Annotated in this window: 12 protein-coding genes (1 of these 12 cut by a window edge); 3 read left to right on the top strand and 9 right to left on the bottom strand. The window is 63.9% G+C overall.

Going from position 1 to position 16,344, the window contains the following annotated elements; genetic code table 11:
- On the top strand, positions 1-180 hold the 3' portion of the coding sequence (locus NLY44_RS18440; protein ID WP_023804569.1) for a M23 family metallopeptidase. The gene continues 1,791 nt to the left of window position 1, outside the view; only the last 180 of its 1,971 coding nucleotides appear in the window; the start codon falls outside the window, past its left edge; it ends in the stop codon at positions 178-180.
- Between the two features lie 173 nt (positions 181-353).
- Here the strand turns inward: NLY44_RS18440 and NLY44_RS18445 are convergent, their stop codons facing one another.
- The 9 genes from NLY44_RS18445 to NLY44_RS18485 all read right to left on the bottom strand — a co-directional run bounded on the left by NLY44_RS18445 (position 354) and on the right by NLY44_RS18485 (position 13,934).
- Positions 354-1,913, bottom strand: coding sequence for an MFS transporter (locus tag NLY44_RS18445; protein ID WP_023686665.1), 1,560 nt, complete (start codon positions 1,911-1,913; stop codon positions 354-356).
- Positions 1,914-2,014: 101 nt separating this feature from the next.
- On the bottom strand, positions 2,015-3,532 hold the full coding sequence (locus NLY44_RS18450) for a L,D-transpeptidase family protein (RefSeq protein WP_023743066.1): 1,518 nt from the start codon (positions 3,530-3,532) through the stop codon (positions 2,015-2,017).
- A 292-nt stretch (positions 3,533-3,824) separates the two neighbouring features.
- A complete protein-coding gene (locus tag NLY44_RS18455) occupies positions 3,825-4,181 on the bottom strand; it encodes an MmcQ/YjbR family DNA-binding protein (protein WP_023685771.1) in 357 nt (118 codons plus the stop codon).
- A 71-nt stretch (positions 4,182-4,252) separates the two neighbouring features.
- Positions 4,253-6,859, bottom strand: coding sequence for an ATP-dependent chaperone ClpB (clpB, locus tag NLY44_RS18460; protein ID WP_023804568.1), 2,607 nt, complete (start codon positions 6,857-6,859; stop codon positions 4,253-4,255).
- Between the two features lie 208 nt (positions 6,860-7,067).
- Positions 7,068-8,063, bottom strand: coding sequence for a DUF4167 domain-containing protein (locus NLY44_RS18465; protein ID WP_023804567.1), 996 nt, complete (start codon positions 8,061-8,063; stop codon positions 7,068-7,070).
- Between the two features lie 304 nt (positions 8,064-8,367).
- Entirely contained in the window at positions 8,368-9,246 is an 879-nt protein-coding gene (gene prmC / locus NLY44_RS18470; RefSeq protein ID WP_023804566.1) for a peptide chain release factor N(5)-glutamine methyltransferase, read from the bottom strand.
- Entirely contained in the window at positions 9,239-10,318 is a 1,080-nt protein-coding gene (gene prfA, locus NLY44_RS18475) for a peptide chain release factor 1 (RefSeq protein WP_023672971.1), read from the bottom strand. The genes prmC and prfA overlap by 8 nt, the downstream gene beginning before the upstream one ends.
- A gap of 8 nt (positions 10,319-10,326) precedes the next feature.
- Positions 10,327-12,597, bottom strand: a complete 2,271-nt coding sequence (gene ptsP / locus NLY44_RS18480; RefSeq protein WP_023672972.1) for a phosphoenolpyruvate--protein phosphotransferase — start codon at positions 12,595-12,597, stop codon at positions 10,327-10,329.
- An 83-nt stretch (positions 12,598-12,680) separates the two neighbouring features.
- Positions 12,681-13,934, bottom strand: coding sequence for an aspartate kinase (locus NLY44_RS18485; protein WP_023685777.1), 1,254 nt, complete (start codon positions 13,932-13,934; stop codon positions 12,681-12,683).
- A 245-nt stretch (positions 13,935-14,179) separates the two neighbouring features.
- Between NLY44_RS18485 and NLY44_RS18490 the strand changes: the two genes are divergently transcribed.
- Entirely contained in the window at positions 14,180-16,021 is a 1,842-nt protein-coding gene (locus NLY44_RS18490; protein ID WP_023712843.1) for a CHASE3 domain-containing protein, read from the top strand.
- The gene (locus tag NLY44_RS18495; protein WP_023685779.1) at positions 16,018-16,317 is read left to right on the top strand and encodes an antibiotic biosynthesis monooxygenase; all 300 of its coding nucleotides are present in this window, start codon (positions 16,018-16,020) and stop codon (positions 16,315-16,317) included. The genes NLY44_RS18490 and NLY44_RS18495 overlap by 4 nt, the downstream gene beginning before the upstream one ends.
- Positions 16,318-16,344 lie beyond the last annotated feature (27 nt).

The raw sequence follows: 16,344 nt of genomic DNA on the forward strand, positions 1-16,344 counted from the left end.
TACGAGCTGATCGTCAACGGCACCAAGGTCGACCCGATGCGCGTGCGTCTGCCGGTCGGCAAGGTGCTGAAGGGCGACGACCTGGTCGCTTTCAAGCGCGAGCGCGAGCGCATCGATGAACTGCTCAAGCAGGAAGACAGCAATCCGCTGAAGGTCGCGAGCGCCAAGATCGAAGGCTAATGCATGTCGCCCAGAAGTGTGCCGCGGCTCTGGGACAAGGACATGTGTCAAAACAAAGACTTAAAGCGCGTCGTATGAATCCGTTTCAGCGCGACGCGCTTTAAGCCGTCACACTCGGCGCCGGCGAATCATAATCGCCCCATCAGAGCATTCCGAATCGGGTCGGCTCCGAATCAGGTCGACTGCTCCTCTTCGGCTCGTGACCAAGGCAGCTTTTGCCCCGAAACGGTGGCCCAGGCGATAATAGCGGCAAGGAGGCAAAGCACGGCCGTCACTGTCGACACGGCCGCGAACGCCGCATCGCTGGCGGCGAGCCGTGTTGCATCAAGGTCTGACGCCAGGCCGGCCAATGCCGGTTCTCCGAACCCCGGAATGCCCGGCCTGACGCTGGTATCGAGCATCGTCGAATAGACCCAGGCCGCGAGCGAGCCCATCGCCGCCACAGCAATCAGCCCGCCAATGCGCGAAACCGCATTGTTGATGCCGGAAGCGGCGCCGGTATCCTTGTCCTCGACCGCGGTCATGACCGCCGTCGACAGCGGCGACACCACCAGCGCCATGCCGAGCCCCATCACCGCCATCAGCGGAAAGATACCGGTCCAGAAATTGTGCATGCCGGCATGAGTGAGCAAAGCCAGCCCGGCAAAGGCGATGGCGACCACCAGGCAGCCGCTGGCGATCGGAAAACGCGGACCGATGCGATCCGACCACTGGCCGACGAGACCCGACAGCAGCGCGATCAACGCCGACAGCGGCAGGAAGATGAAACCGACCTCTTTGGTGCTCAGCCCCCATCCGGCGATCAACAGCATCGGCAGGTAGAACAGATTGGCCGACAGCGCGAAATACAGGAAGAAGGTGGCGAGGTTGGCGCCGGCGAAGGCGCCGATCCGAAACAGCTTGAGATCGATCATCGGCTCGCGCTGCCGAAGCTCGAAGACGATGAAGATGATAAGCAGCACGGCGCCTGCGGCGATGCTCGGCCCCGACATCAGCCCGCTGCCTTCGGCGCTCATCGAGGTCAGTCCGTAGGCAAGCGCCCCGAAGGCAAGCGTGGCGAGAGCGGCGCCGCCGAGATCGAGGCTTCGCTTCTCCGTCGGCGCGTCGGCGGGAATCTTGGCCAGCAGGAGATAGATCGAGATCAGCCCGAGCGGCAGGTTGACGGCGAAGATCGCCCGCCAGATACCGCCGCCAAAGGCCGACAGGACGAAGCCACCGAGCACTGGACCGAGCGCCGTCGTCAGCGCCGAGGCGGCGGCCCAGATGCCGATCGCCCGGCCGCGCTCCTTCTTCGGATAGGCCTTGGCGATGATGGCGAGGCTGCCCGGCACCATGATCGCCGCACCAAGGCCCTGAATGGCGCGAAAGGCGATGAGCACCAGCGCATTCGGCGCCACCGCGCAGGCCAGCGAAGCGACGATGAACAACGCAATGCCGGCAACGAAGGCGCGCCTGAGGCCAAACCGGTCGCCGGCGGCGCCGCCGGCCAGAATCAGCGCCGACAGCGTCAGCGCATAGGCGTTGGAAATCCACTGGACCTCGGCCAGGCTGGCGCCGAGGTCGACGCGCATTGCCGGCATGGCAATGGCCAGGATCGACCCGTCGATGAAGCCGAGCGCTGACGCAAGGATCGCCGCAACCAGCACGAACTTGCGCTGCGACTGCGGGCAAAATGTACCGTTGGAAAGCGACCTGGTCAGGGGAACGGCTGCGGCTTCACTCGGAGACTTCATCAGCGCCTGCTTAGACTTGTTGCGGGCCGGCAACAACCAGCCAGCGCCCTGCGCTCATGAATCCAGCTTAGATGTCGGCCTGCCTTATGGGCAGGCCGACATCACTGCGCTGGAGCGCTCACTTGCTCCGCAACATCATCGGCCGAGGGACCGCCGACGAACTCGACGGTGACGCCCGGCGACACCAGCTTGGCCAGTTCACGCGCATCCCAGTTGGTCAGGCGCACGCAGCCATGGCTTTCGGTCTTGCCGATCTTGGAGGGATCGGGCGTGCCGTGAATGCCATAGGTCGGCTTGTCCAGCGCAATCCACACCGAGCCGACCGGGCCGTTCGGACCCGGCGGGATGGTCAGGATCTTATCGTTCTGGCCCTGCTTGAAATTGATGCTGGGGTTGTAGGTGTAGTTCGGATCGAGCGCGACGCGCGACACCGTATGGGTGCCGGTCGGCGAGGGCGTGTCGGCTGAACCGATGGTGGCCGGATAGGCCGCGACCAGCTTGCCACCGGCGTCATAGGCGAACACCTGCTTCTTGTCCTTGTCGGCGACGATGCGGGCAACCGGCGTCGCCACCAGCCTGCCGAAATTGGCGACCTTGATGATGGTGCCGGGACGGCTGAAGTCGGCCTCGGGATTGAGCCCCTTCAGGTAGTTCTCGTCCATGTGGAACCGTTCGGCCAAGGCTTCGGTGACGGAGGTGTAAGCCATGCGGTCGAGCTGCGCCTTCTGGCTGTAATCCTCCGGTATCGAGGCGACATAAGGCCCGGCCGCGTCTTCGGGCGTGATCGTATAATTGGCGAAAGCATCGCCACCGGTTTGCGCCAGCGCAGCCTGGATGCCGACCGCGTCGGTCGAGCGCAGATTGCTGCCGGTGATCTGGTTATAGGCGGCAAGCGCCTTGTCGACATTGGAGCCGAAGCGCCCGTCGACGACGCCGGGTGAAGCGCCGGCGCGGTCGAGCAGCACCTGCAAGGCGGCTACATCCTGGCGTGCGCCGAGTGAAAGCGAGGGATCGACCACGGTCTTGCCACCGGCTTTCGGCGGCAGCGCGGCCTGGTCGGCGGGCGCCGCCGGTTCGGCGGGATCGATAGAGGCTTCGTTCAGCGGCTGGCGCTTGAGGGGCCGCGGTTCAGCGGATTTCGGCGCTTCCGGATAGGTGTCGCTGTCATTGGCATCATCCTGCGGAGCGGCCCCCAGGAATCTGTCGCTTTCAGGATCGTATTCATCAACCGGCGGGCCGGGGATTCGTCCCTGATCGTCCAGTTGCCTGCGGCGGAAACGCGCCATGTCTTCGGGATCGTCGAGATAGTAGCGGTCGTCGTCTTCGACCGGTGCGCGTCCAAGCTCACGTGCCCGCATTTCCCGGCGCAGCGCGCGGCGGTCGAGCCTGGTCTGCGGCGGCTGGATGGCAATGACCTTGCCGGTCTCGGCATCGACGATGACGCGGTTGCCCCTGGCGTCGTAATAGATGTCGAGATTGCCGTCCTGGGCAAGCACAATGCCGCCGCTATCGGCGGCGCGGACGGCCGGCAGTGCGTTGTCCACAGTCGGCGATGCCATGGCGCTGGACGTGAGCAGCCCGGCGGCGAGCACCGAAAAGGCAAGGATCGTGCGGAACATGGTGGTCAAACTCTCCGGTACTTACAGCGCCGCGCGTCCGTTTGGACGCGCAAAGGACGTTGTAACACTTCATGTCTGCGCATGATCCTTTCCGAAAATCGAATTTCGATTTTCGGGGTCATGCGTAATTGCCGCCGCCCGGCAGTGTTCCCACCAGAACGTTCTCGCCACCGTTTGGATGCGCAAGGAACGCCCTGATCGTCAAAAGCCTGCAGGCAAACCCCTTCGCCAGCAAACCACAACATAAGCTTTCCAACATGAACCGGGCATGAAGATGGCGGATTACTGGTTGCTACAGGCCCAATTCCTTGCGCGTCTGCTTCGTCAGCTTGAGGACGACGAGGCGGTGGCTTTCGCCGAGATAGTCCTTCAGCGCATCATCATCCATGCTCTGGCTTGTCTGACGCTGGATCCATTTCATGCCGCGCGAGGCGAGATAGGGCGCCGGCCGGCAGCCGGGCTGATCCTTCAGCACGTCATATGCCATCTCAGAGCATTTGAAGGTGACGAAGACGCCACCCTCCCGGTCATGGCCGGCGATGGTGAAGACCTTGCCACCGACTTTCCAGACATCGGCCCCGCCCCACTGCACGACGTGCGTCGTCTGCGGCAGCGAGGCGCAGAAGCTGTTGTAGTCGTCCAGCGTCATCTGCACCCCCGTCAAAGGATTGTTGTTTCATAAGAAAATGCCGCGCGTCCGGTCGGACGCGCGGCGTTGGATCAGGCTGCCGCGTCGGTCGGCACCACAGTGGGCCTGGACCGGAAATTCAACCGGTCGGAGCCGGCGGTGACCTTGACGGTCGAGCCGTCGAGTATCTCGCCAAGCAGGATTTTTTCCGCCAGCGGATCTTGCAGGTCCTTCTGCATCACCCGCTTCAGCGGCCGCGCGCCATAGGCCGGGTCGTAGCCCTTCGCCGCCAGCCAGTCGATCGATTCCTGGTCGAGCGACAGTGTGATCTTGCGGTCGGCGAGCAGGCTTTCCAGCCGCTTGAGCTGGATCTCGACGATGCGGCCCATATCCTGCCGGCGCAGCCGGTGGAACAGGATCACCTCGTCGACGCGGTTGAGGAACTCCGGCCTGAACGAGGCTCTCACCACGCTCATAACCTCGTCGCGCACGGCATCGACGTCCTGCTCTTCGCCGAGATTGACCAGATATTCGGCGCCGAGGTTCGACGTCATGACGATCAGCGTGTTGCGGAAGTCGACCGTGCGGCCCTGCCCGTCGGTCAGCCGCCCGTCGTCGAGCACCTGCAACAGCACGTTGAAGACATCCGGATGCGCCTTCTCGATCTCGTCGAACAGCACAACCTGATAGGGCCGGCGCCGCACCGCTTCGGTCAGCGCACCGCCTTCCTCATAGCCGACATAACCGGGAGGCGCTCCGATCAGCCGGGCGACCGAGTGCTTCTCCATGTATTCCGACATGTCGATGCGCACCATGGCGCTCTCGTCGTCGAACAGGAAATTGGCCAGCGCCTTGGTCAGTTCGGTCTTGCCGACGCCGGTCGGTCCGAGGAACATGAACGAGCCGATCGGCCGGTTCGGATCCTGCAGCCCGGCCCGGGCACGACGCACGGCCTTGGACACCGCCTGTACCGCTTCGCCCTGGCCGACGACTCGCTTGCCGATCTCGTCTTCCATGCGCAGCAGCTTGTCGCGCTCGCCCTGCAGCATCTTGTCGACCGGAATGCCGGTCCAACGCGACACGATATGGGCGACGTGGTCGGGCGTGACCACCTCTTCGACCATGCCGGCCTTGCCGTCCTGGGCTTCGGCTTCCTTCAGCTTCTTTTCCAGTTCCGGGATCTTGCCATAGGCAAGCTCGCCGGCGCGCTGGAATTCACCCTTGCGCTGGGCAATGGCGAGGTCGTTGCGGGCCGCGTCGAGCTGCTTCTTGAGGTCAGCGGCGAGGCCAAGCTTCTGCTTCTCCGACTGCCATTTGGCGGTGATCTCGGTCGATTCCTCCTCGAGGCCGACGAGTTCCTTTTCGAGACGCGCGAGCCGGTCCTTTGACGCCTCGTCCTTCTCGACCTTCAGTGCCTCGCGCTCGATCTTGAGCTGCATGATGCGGCGATCGATTTCGTCCAGCGCCTCGGGCTTGGAATCGACCTGCATCCTCAGCCGCGACGCGGCTTCGTCGACAAGGTCGATCGCCTTGTCCGGCAGGAAACGGTCGGCGATGTAGCGGTTGGACAAGGTCGCCGCCGCGACCAGCGCCGAATCCGAGATGCGCACCTTGTGGTGCTGCTCGTACTTCTCCTTCAGGCCACGCAGGATCGACACGGTGTCTTCCACCGACGGCTCGTTGACGAAGACCGGCTGGAACCGGCGGGCAAGGGCCGCGTCCTTCTCGACATGCTTCCTGTATTCATCGAGCGTGGTCGCGCCGACGCAGTGCAGTTCGCCGCGCGCCAGCGCCGGCTTCAACAGGTTCGAAGCGTCCATGGCGCCATCGGCCTTGCCGGCGCCGACCAGCGTGTGCATCTCGTCGATGAACAGGATGATGCCGCCGGCCGCCGAGGTGACTTCGTTGAGCACGGCCTTCAGCCGCTCCTCGAACTCGCCGCGATATTTGGCGCCGGCAATCAGCGCGCCCATGTCGAGCGCCATCAACTGCTTGTCCTTCAGCGATTCGGGCACGTCGCCATTGACGATGCGCAGCGCCAGACCTTCGGCGATCGCCGTTTTGCCGACGCCCGGCTCGCCGATCAGCACCGGGTTGTTCTTGGTACGCCGCGACAGCACCTGGATGGTGCGGCGGATCTCGTCGTCACGGCCAATCACAGGGTCGAGCTTGCCGGCGCGGGCATCGGCGGTGAGGTCGCGCGCGTATTTCTTCAGCGCGTCATAGCCCTGCTCGGCGCTCGCCGAATCGGCGGTACGGCCCTTGCGGACGTCGTTGATCACCTGGTTCAGCGCCTGCGCTGTGACGCCGGCCTTGGACAGGATATCGGCCGTCTTGGCCGACTTCTCCATCGCCAGCGCCTGCAGCAGCCGCTCGACCGTGACAAAACTGTCGCCGGCTTTCTTGGCCAATTCCTCGGCGGTCGAAAACACCTTGGCCAGCGGCTGCGCCAGATAAAGCTGGCCGTTGCCGCCTTCCACCTTCGGCATGGCCTCAAGGGCGGTCTCGACGCCAAGCTTGACGTCGCGCACGTTGCCGCCGGCGCGCTCGATCAGCGAGGCGGCCAGCCCCTCATCGTCATCGACGAGGACCTTCAGCATATGTTCGGGAGTGAATTGCTGGTGATTGCGCGAGAGCGCCATGGTCTGGGCGGACTGAATGAATCCGCGGACGCGCTCGGAGTATTTCTCGAGGTTCATATCTGTCTCCTTCCATCACCGGCCCGCTTTGCGGCACCGGATCAGATTGCGGTGACGGACCCGCTCATCCGAGCCGGGTCCAGTTCACGCCAGATATGGGGCGCAAGCCATTGCCGCTCAAGACGTCCGGCTGATGATATTGCATGGCCGAGCAAACGAAAACGGCGGAGATTTCTCTCCGCCGTTTCATCGACTTATGTCTTGTGGGTCAGTTGTTGGCGTCGACGGCGAACAGGTCGCCGGCAGGGCTTTCGGCCGGCGCCGCATCCACCACGTCAACAGCGGCAGCGGTCTCGCCGGCGCCATCCACCACCTGGCCACCACCAGACTGTTCGTCACCGACCTGATCGGCATTGTTGCGCGGGCGGCGCGGACGCCGCGGGCGACGGGCAGCGCCGCTCTCGGCGGCTGCCTCATTGAGTTCGGCCCGGGCGGCAAGAGCCGCCGGCGACAGGTTTTCGTACAGCGGCGCCGGCTCGGAGAAACCGCTCTCGGCTTCGGGCTCAACCGCGGAAACGGTTTCCGCCTGTGCCGGGGTTTCGGTGAAGCGCTGCTGGTCGCCGCGCTGGCCGTTCTGCTCGCCACGCTGGGCAAAGTCGCCACGCTGGTCGTTCTGGCCATAGCCGCCATTGGGGCGGCGGTCACGGTTGCGGCCATTGTTGTCGCGGCCGTTGTTGTTGCGGCCATTATTGTCACGGCCATTATTGTCACGGCCACTGTTGTTCTCGCGGCCGTTTTCCTGGCCGTATGCGAGTTCGGCCGGCGTGCCCTCAATCGTCGGCTGCGGACCGTTGCCGTGGTTCGCCATCGGCGCTTGAGTCTCGCCGCCATTGCCGCTGCCGGCATTGTCAAAATCGTCGCGATCTTCATCGTCGTCGAATTCGTCGCGGTTCTGCGGGGCATTCTGGATCGGCATCTGCGCCTGTGCGGCGGCAATGATGCGGTTGTAGTGCTCGGCGTGCTGGAGGTAATTTTCCGCCATAACCCGGTCGCCGGAGCTTTGCGCATCACGGGCCAGAGTGGCGTATTTTTCGGCGATCTGCTGAGCCGATCCACGGATTTTCACGTCCGGGCCGTTGCTCTCGTAGTTGCGCGTCAGGGGATTTGGGCCCTTGCGGTTGTTGTTGTTGTTATTGTTGTTGCCACCGCCGCCGCCATTGTTGTTGCGACCGCGCATGCGCCTGTTCTGCTGTTGTGGCCTCATAAGACTCTCTTCATTTTGAAATTTTCGAAAAACGTTTCACGAACGGAGGCGCTCATGCAGCCAGCCGTTTCGTTTCTTCACCGGCGTTCGCCCGCATCAATTGCGTTGGCGCCACGTGTCATCCTGTTCCGGTTACATCACTTGCCGGACGATTCCCGCACGAAGCTTGGGCGTCGTTTGCGCAAGAAGGCAGCTATTTCCAAGGAAAACCGAATCGCTAAGAGCACTGCCTGCTTCGTCTCATCCGGTTAGGGCGGACCCTAGCCGCATTCCCCGGCATTGCCAAGCGCTTTTTTGCACTGCGTCAAGGCTTTCCCTGTTCAAACATAAGAACCCTGTCGTTTCCGCCAAGATCGACAAATGCCCCGGCCAGCCTGTAGCCGGCTGCCGCGAATATGTCTTTGACCTCATTGCGCTGCGTGTGGCCGATCTCGACCGCTATCTTGCCTTCTGCTTCCAGAAACTTTGCCGCCTCGGCGGCGATGATCCTGTAGGGGCCAAGACCGTCCACACCGCCATCAAGGGCTCTGTGCGGATCGAAATCGCGGACCTCGTCCTGCAGATTTCCAATGTCTCTAGACGATATATAGGGAGGGTTTGCGGCAATTACATGGTATCGGCCCGAAACTTTTTCGAACCAGTCAGACTGCAGCCCCACGAACCGGCCGGCGAGTCCGAGTTGCTCGGCATTGCGTATCGCGGTTGCCAGCGCGTCTTGTGAAATATCGACCCCGGTGGCGGTCGCGGCCGGAACCGCGCTGAGCAGCGCCAGCGCAATCGCGCCGGTACCGGTGCCGAGATCGAGGATACGGCATTCCCCCAGCCTTTCGGCCGTCGCGCCGGCAAAAGGCAGGATCGCCTCGACCAGCGTTTCGGTGTCCGGCCGCGGCTCCAGCGTTTCCGGCGACAGCGACAGCCGCAGGCCGTAAAACTCGCGAAACCCGAGGATGCGGTGAACCGGTTCGCCGGCCATGCGGCGCTGCAGAGCAGCGCCGATTGCGGCAACCGCACCCGCATCGACCGTCCGTTGCGGGTCGGCGATCGCCTGCGTACGGTCCGTGCGGGAAAAATGCTCGACGATAAGCCTGGCATCCAGCGCCGGGTCGGAAAGGCCGGCCGCGGCAAGCCGCTCCCGCGCCACCCGCAACAACGGCCCGAGCGCGCCGGGCAACATGTCAGCCATCGAGGCCAATATCGGCGAGCAGCTTCGACTGATGGTCGGCGATCAGCGCATTGATGACCTCATCGAGCTCGCCCATCATCACCCGGTCGAGCTTGTAGAGCGTCAGGTTGATACGATGGTCGGTAAGGCGGCCCTGCGGGAAGTTGTAGGTGCGGATGCGCTCCGAACGGTCGCCCGAACCAACCTGCGATTTGCGTGACTCCGAGCGCTCCTCGTCCGCCTTGCTGCGCTCGAGGTCGTAAAGCCGCGCACGCAGAATCTGCATGGCTTTCGCCCGGTTCTGATGCTGCGACTTCTCCGCCTGCACCACCATGATGCCGGTCGGCAAATGGGTGATGCGCACCGCAGAATCGGTGGTGTTGACGTGCTGGCCGCCCGAACCCGAGGCGCGCATCGTGTCGATACGGATGTCTTCGGCGCGAATGTCGATGTCGACCTCTTCGGCCTCCGGCAGTACGGCAACCGTCGCCGCCGAAGTGTGGATGCGCCCGCTGGCCTCGGTCGCCGGCACGCGCTGCACGCGGTGCACGCCGGATTCAAATTTCAGATGGGCAAAGACTCCCCTACCGGAAATGGTGGCGATGATTTCCTTGAAGCCGCCGGCATCGCCGTCGCTGGCCGACACCGTCTCGAAGCGCCAGCCGCGTTCGGCGGCATAGCGCTCATACATGCGAAACAGGTCGCCGGCGAACAATGCCGCCTCATCGCCGCCGGTGCCGGCGCGGATTTCAAGGATGGCGTTCTTGTCGTCGGCCGCGTCCTTGGGCAACAGCAGGATCTGGATGTCCTTCTGCAGCTCTTCGATACGCGCTTCGACGCCCGGCAAATCTGCCTCCGCCAAGGCCCGCATCTCTGCGTCGGTGCCCTTGTCGGCAAGCATCGCCTCGAGGTCGGCTTGCTCGCGCTCGACTGAGCGCAGTTCCCTGACCTTGGCCACCATGTCCTGCAGCTCGGCATATTCCGAGGCCATCTTCACATAGGCATCGGCCGCCGGGCCGGCCGACATCTGCGCTTCGAGCATCTCGAAACGCTTGACGACCTGATCCATACGCTCGCGGGGAAGATTGACCATGGCTAATGCTATAGCGGGATGGAGCGGTCGTCGGCGAAGGCCTGCAGCAGCGCCCGCATCGGCAGCCCTTGAGCTGGCGCCATCAGATTGTCGGCAAAGAAAGCCTCCAATTCCTCCAGTGGCAGTTCGGTCAACATCGCCTTGACCGGGCCGATCGAGGCTGGAGACATCGAGATCGAGCGGTAGCCGAGGCCGATCAGCGCCATGGCGGAAATGGGTTTTCCGGCAAGCTCGCCGCACAGCGTCACCGGCGTGTGGTTGCGAACCCCGGCGTCGGCGATCTGCTTCAGAACCCGCAGGAACGGCGTCGACAGCGTGTCGAAGCGGTCGGAGAGCTGCGTGTTCCCCCGATCGACCGCCATGACGAACTGGAACAGGTCGTTGGAGCCGACCGAGACGAAATCGACCGCCTTCATCAACTCGTCGAGCTGGAACAGCAGCGACGGCACTTCCAGCATGGCGCCCACCTTGAGGCTGGTCGGCAGATGGTGGGCAAAGCGGGAGAGATGCCGCACTTCGCGGTCGATGATCTCGCGCGCCTGGGCGATTTCGCCGAGCTCGGTCACCATCGGCAGCATCAGCTTCAGTTCGCGCCCGCCGCAGGCCTTCAGCAGAGCGCGGATCTGGGTCCTGAGCAGACCCGGCCGGTCGAGCGTCAGCCGGATCGCGCGCCAGCCGAGCGCAGGGTTTTCTTCCTGGACAGCGCCCTTGAAGTAGGGCAGCACCTTGTCGCCGCCGATGTCGATGGTGCGGAAGGTGACCGGCTTGCCACGCGCCGCGTCCAGCACGTCGCGGTAGAGCCGCTCCTGCGCCTCGGCGCGCGGGAAGGTCGAGGCGACCATGAACTGCAATTCGGTGCGGAACAGGCCGATGCCGGCCGCACCCGCCTCGGCCAGCTGCGGCAGGTCGACGGCCAGGCCCGCATTCATCAGCAGGTCGACCTGGACGCCGTCCTTGGTCACCGACGGCTTCTTGCGCAGTTCCCGGTAGACTTCCTGCCGGCGCGCCCGGAAGCGCACTTTTTCGGCATAGGCGGCTTCGAGGTCGGGCTGCGGCCGCAGATGGATGGTGCCTTCCTCGCCGTCGACGATGATGGCATCGCCGTTTTCCGCCATGGAAACGGCGCCCTTCATCTGGCCGGCGACCGGAATGCCCATGGCGCGCGCTACGATGACGACATGGCTGGTGGCAGCGCCGTCTTCCAGCACCACGCCGCGCAGCTTGTCCCTGGGATAATCAAGCAGTTCGGCCGCGCCCATCGAGCGCGCGACCAGGATGGCATCCTTCGGCAGTGACGCCGCGACGTCGTCAGGCCCGCGCCCCATCAGCTGGCGCAGCAGCCGGTTGGCGAGATCGTCGAAGTCGCTCATCCTCTCGCGCAAATAAGGATCGGTCATGTGCAGCATGCGGGCGCGCATGTCGCTTTGGACCTTTTCCACCGCCGCTTCCGCTGTCAGGCCGTTGCGGATCGCCTCTTCCAGCCGGCGCACCCAGCCGCGGTCGTTGGCAAACATGCGATACGCCTCGAGCACCTCGCGATGTTCGCCCTCGAAGGCGACATCGCGCCGCTCCAGCATGTCGTCGATAGAAAGCCTGAGCGAACCGAGCGACGTCTCCAGCCGGCGCACCTCTTCCTCACTGTCCTCGTTGAACAGATTGGTGACGACGATGCGTGGCTCATGCAGCACGACATGGCCGAGGCCGACGCCCTCGTTGAAGGACAGGCCGGTAAAGCTGACGGGACGGCGCAGATCGAGTTCGAGGCCGGGCCGGGTCAGGCGCGCGAGATCGCCGGTGGCGATCATCTCGGCGATCACCATGGCGGTCGTTTCCAGCGCCTCGACCTCGTCGTCGCGGTAGTGGCGCATGGTCTTGTTCTGCACCACCAGCACGCCGAGCGTGCGCCCTGCCCTTAGTACCGGCACGCCTAGGAAGGAATTGTAGATCTCTTCGCCGGTCTCCGGCAGGTAGGCGAAGGCCGGATGTTCCTGCGCATTGGAGAGGTTGAGCGGCCGCGCGCTGGCGGCAATGGTGCCGACGAGGCCCTGCCCCAGCCGCAGCTGCGCCAAATGGACGGCGTTCGGGTTCAGACCTTCGGTGGCATAGAGTTCGAGCACCGAATCGGCGCGCAGCACATAGAGCGAGCAGACCTCGGCGACCATGTTGGAGGCGATGTCGCGCACGATCCGGTCGAGCCGCTCCTGCGGCTCCAGCGGCTCCTGCATGAGCTCGCGGAGCCGTTTCAGCAGAACGCGCGGGCCACTGGCCGTATCACGCATCGCGGCTTCTTCTCCAATGGGCATTTTGCCCGCCGCAGTTTCCACTGCCACCGGCGCACACGCAACAACTCAAATCGTTCTCGCTACTGCTTATCCAGACCGTACACGGAATGCAAAGTGCGAACCGCAAGTTCCGTGTAGGGACCGTCGATCAGTATCGAAATCTTGATCTCGGAGGTGGTGATGGCGCGGATGTTGATCGCCTTGTCGGCCAGCGCCTTGAAAGCGGTGGCGGCCACACCGGCATGGCTGCGCATGCCGATGCCGATGACCGAAACCTTCGACATGCCGGCTTCCGACTGCACCACGTCATAGCCGATCGAAGCCTTCAGACGCTCCAGCACGGCCAGCGCCTTGTCCACGTCGCCGGACGGCACGGTGAAGGTCATGTCGGTGAACTTGCCGTCCTCTGAGATGTTCTGGACGATCATGTCGACGTTGATGTTGGCCTCGGCCAGCGGGCCGAAAATGCCGGCGGCAACGCCCGGGCGGTCGCCGACGCGGCGCAGAGAAATCTGCGCTTCGTCCTTGGCGTAGGCAATTCCGGTGACGACCTGCTGTTCCACGATCTCTTCCTCGTCGCAAATGAGCGTTCCCGGAGGATTGAGCAAATCCCCCATTCCGGGCGCATCGGGATCGTCGAAGGACGACCGCACGAACGTACGCACCCTGTGCACCATGGCAAGCTCGACCGAGCGCACCTGCAAGACCTTGGCGCCGAGCGAGGCCATTTCGAGCATTTCCTCGAACGAAATCTTGTTGAGCCGCCGCGCCTTCGGCTCGATGCGCGGATCGGTGGTGTAGACGCCGTCGACATCGGTGTAGATGTCGCAGCGGTCGGCCTTGACCGCCGCGGCAATGGCCACCGCGCTTGTGTCGGAGCCGCCGCGGCCGAGCGTGGCGATGCGGTTGTCCGGGCCGATGCCCTGGAAGCCGGCGACGACAGCCACCTGGCCCTCGCCGAAGCGCTTGATCAGGAACGCGCCGTCAATGTCGAGGATGCGCGCCGCGCCATGCGCGTTGTCGGTCTTGATCGGGATCTGCCAGCCCTGCCAGGAGCGGGCATGGACGCCCATATTCTGCAGTGTGATCGCCAGCAGGCCGGCAGTCACCTGCTCGCCCGAGGCGACCACGGCGTCATACTCGCGCGCGTCGTGCATGGGCGAGGCTTCGCGCGTCCAGCCAACCAGTTCGTTGGTCTTGCCCGCCATCGCCGAAACCACGACAGCGACCTCATGGCCGGCATCGACCTCGCGTTTGACGTGACGCGCCACATTGCGGATGCGGGCGATGTCGGCGACGGAGGTTCCGCCGAATTTCATCACGATGCGCGCCATGGAAGCGAAATGCCTTTGACTGAAGCCGGCCCAGGACCGAAAGGGGAAGTAAGCGCTCGACAGAAGCCGGCCGCTGAATGCGCGCCTCCTTAGCCAAATGATCACGGTTTCGCAAGGCTGGCGGCGGATGCCGGCTTCAGGATCGCGGCATATTGCGTTCGGCCCCGCCGCCGCTTACCAAATGCTGCCCGCGGGAAACTCCTTTTGGTCCGGCATATCGAATGATTGTTCGCCTTCGACGCGCCATGCGGTGGCAATCGCTGCCGCTGTTCATCGGCTTCGCCGTGCTGGCGTTGATCGTCGGCACACGCGCCGTGCTGGTCGAGACCCAGAGAGCCAATCGTGAGGCCGCGCGCGAGGCGGTCGAGTATCAGGAATTGCTTTCCGGTTTGCTTGCGATGGCTCAGGAGGCCGAGACCAGCCAGCGCGGCTATCTCCTGACCGGCGAGAAATCCTACCTCCAGCCTTATCGGCAGGCGGTCGACGCCATTCCGGGCCAGCTTGCCCGCATCGACGGCATGACCGCGCCGGACGACGAACTCGTGCAGCAGATCAACCACGTCAAGGACGCGCTTTCACAAAACCAGGCCGAATTGGCTGAGACGATTGCACTCTACGATCGCGGCGATGCGGCAAAAGCTCTGGAACTGGTCCGCAGCGGCCAGGGCAAGGCCGCCATGGACCAGATCCGGGCCAGCATGGACACGATCCGGCGCATTGGCGGCGCAGCCATCGCCGCGCGCGACGCTCATACCGACCGGGTCGAAAACTGGCTGCGAATCGGCTCGATAGCGGCGCTGCTGGCGATCTTCCTGCTTGGCGCCTACACGGTTCGCCTTTCGCGCCGCCGGTTCCGCGCAGTGGCCATCGCCCAGGAAGAGCTGATGCGCAAGAACATCGAGCTCGGCAACGAAATTCAGACGCGTGAAAAGGCCGAATCGCAGATCCGCCAGATGCAGAAGATGGAGGCTGTGGGCCAGCTGACCGGCGGTATCGCCCACGATTTCAACAACATGCTGGCGGTGATCATCAGCGCCATGAACCTCGCCCAGCGCAAGCTGGCGCGGGGCGAGCACGACATCATGAAATTCATCGAAGCGGCGACCGATGCGGCGACCCGGGCCGCAAACTTGACGTCACGGCTGCTTGCCTTCTCGCGCCAGCAGCCGCTCGCGCCTCAGGTTGTAGACGCCAATCGTCTGGTCGCCGGCATGTCGGACCTGCTTCGGCGGGCGCTCGGCGAAACCATCCGCATCGAAACCGTGCTGGCTGGCGGCCTGTGGAAGACCCATGCCGATCCGAGCCAGCTCGAAAATGCCATTCTCAATCTGGCGGTCAATGCGCGCGACGCCATGAGCGAGGACGGCAAGATGACCATCGAGACCGCCAACAGCCACCTCGACGAGAGCTACGCCGCCACCCATGCCGAGGTCAAAGACGGCCAGTATGTGATGATCGCGGTCAGCGACACCGGCGCCGGCATGCCGGCGGACGTCATGGAGCGGGCTTTCGAGCCATTTTTCACCACCAAGCCGGTCGACAAGGGCACCGGCCTCGGGCTGAGCCAAGTGTTCGGCTTCGTCAAACAGTCCGGCGGACACGTCAAGATCTACTCGGAACCCGGCCAAGGCACCACGATCAGGATCTACCTGCCGCGCTTCTTCGGCCCGGAAGAGGCCGCCATATCTTCGGAACGAGCCGGAAATCCTGCCGTGCCGGTCACCGAAACCATCCTTGTCGTGGAGGACGATCCACGCGTGCGGGCTTCCACCACCGATGCCATGCGCGAACTCGGCTACACCGTCATTCATGCCGCAAGCGGCCAGGAAGCGCTGGAAAAGCTGGGCGACAACCCTGGTGTGGCGCTCATGTTCACCGATATCGTCATGCCGGTGATGAATGGGCGCAAGCTCGCCGAGGAGGCGCTGGCGCGCATGCCGAAGCTGAAGGTGATCTTCACCACCGGCTTCACCAGGAACGCCGTCGTCCACAATGGCGTGCTCGACCATGACGTGCATTTCCTGGCCAAGCCCTTCACCATCGAGCAGCTGGCGGCGAAATTGCGCGACGTGCTGGACGCAAGATGACCGAGACCCTGGAAATCGTCACCTTTCGCCTCAAGCCTGGAGCGGAAGCGGCCTTTGCCGCCGCCAACAACCTGGTCGCCGACTGGCTGGCGCGGCAACCTGGTTTCGTAAACCGCTGCCTGGCGCGGCGGGACGATGGCGGATGGGTCGATGTGGTGCGCTGGCGAAGTCGCGAGCAGGCTCTCGCCGCCGCGGGCCGCATCATGGCCGAGATCGGCGATTGCGAAGCGATGCGGGCCATCGATCCCGCAAGTGTTGCGATGGAACATTCGGCAATTGTGATCTCGAGGCCATAGGTCGACTAGCCAGCAGTCGCAAAAACC

Source organism: Mesorhizobium sp. C089B, from assembly GCF_030323125.1.
Lineage (GTDB): Bacteria > Pseudomonadota > Alphaproteobacteria > Rhizobiales > Rhizobiaceae > Mesorhizobium.

Excerpts from the sequence above, each read along its gene's own strand:
- NLY44_RS18445 (WP_023686665.1), bottom strand. The coding sequence starts at position 1,913 with ATGAAGTCTCCGAGTGAAGCCGCAGCCGTTCCCCTGACCAGGTCGCTT.
- NLY44_RS18450 (WP_023743066.1), bottom strand. The coding sequence starts at position 3,532 with ATGTTCCGCACGATCCTTGCCTTTTCGGTGCTCGCCGCCGGGCTGCTC.
- prfA (WP_023672971.1), bottom strand. The coding sequence starts at position 10,318 with ATGGTCAATCTTCCCCGCGAGCGTATGGATCAGGTCGTCAAGCGTTTC.
- NLY44_RS18465 (WP_023804567.1), bottom strand. The coding sequence starts at position 8,063 with ATGAGGCCACAACAGCAGAACAGGCGCATGCGCGGTCGCAACAACAAT.
- NLY44_RS18455 (WP_023685771.1), bottom strand. The coding sequence starts at position 4,181 with ATGACGCTGGACGACTACAACAGCTTCTGCGCCTCGCTGCCGCAGACG.
- prmC (WP_023804566.1), bottom strand. The coding sequence starts at position 9,246 with ATGGCTGACATGTTGCCCGGCGCGCTCGGGCCGTTGTTGCGGGTGGCG.
- ptsP (WP_023672972.1), bottom strand. The coding sequence starts at position 12,597 with ATGCGTGATACGGCCAGTGGCCCGCGCGTTCTGCTGAAACGGCTCCGC.
- clpB (WP_023804568.1), bottom strand. The coding sequence starts at position 6,859 with ATGAACCTCGAGAAATACTCCGAGCGCGTCCGCGGATTCATTCAGTCC.
- NLY44_RS18495 (WP_023685779.1), top strand. The coding sequence starts at position 16,018 with ATGACCGAGACCCTGGAAATCGTCACCTTTCGCCTCAAGCCTGGAGCG.
- NLY44_RS18490 (WP_023712843.1), top strand. The coding sequence starts at position 14,180 with ATGCGGTGGCAATCGCTGCCGCTGTTCATCGGCTTCGCCGTGCTGGCG.
- NLY44_RS18485 (WP_023685777.1), bottom strand. The coding sequence starts at position 13,934 with ATGGCGCGCATCGTGATGAAATTCGGCGGAACCTCCGTCGCCGACATC.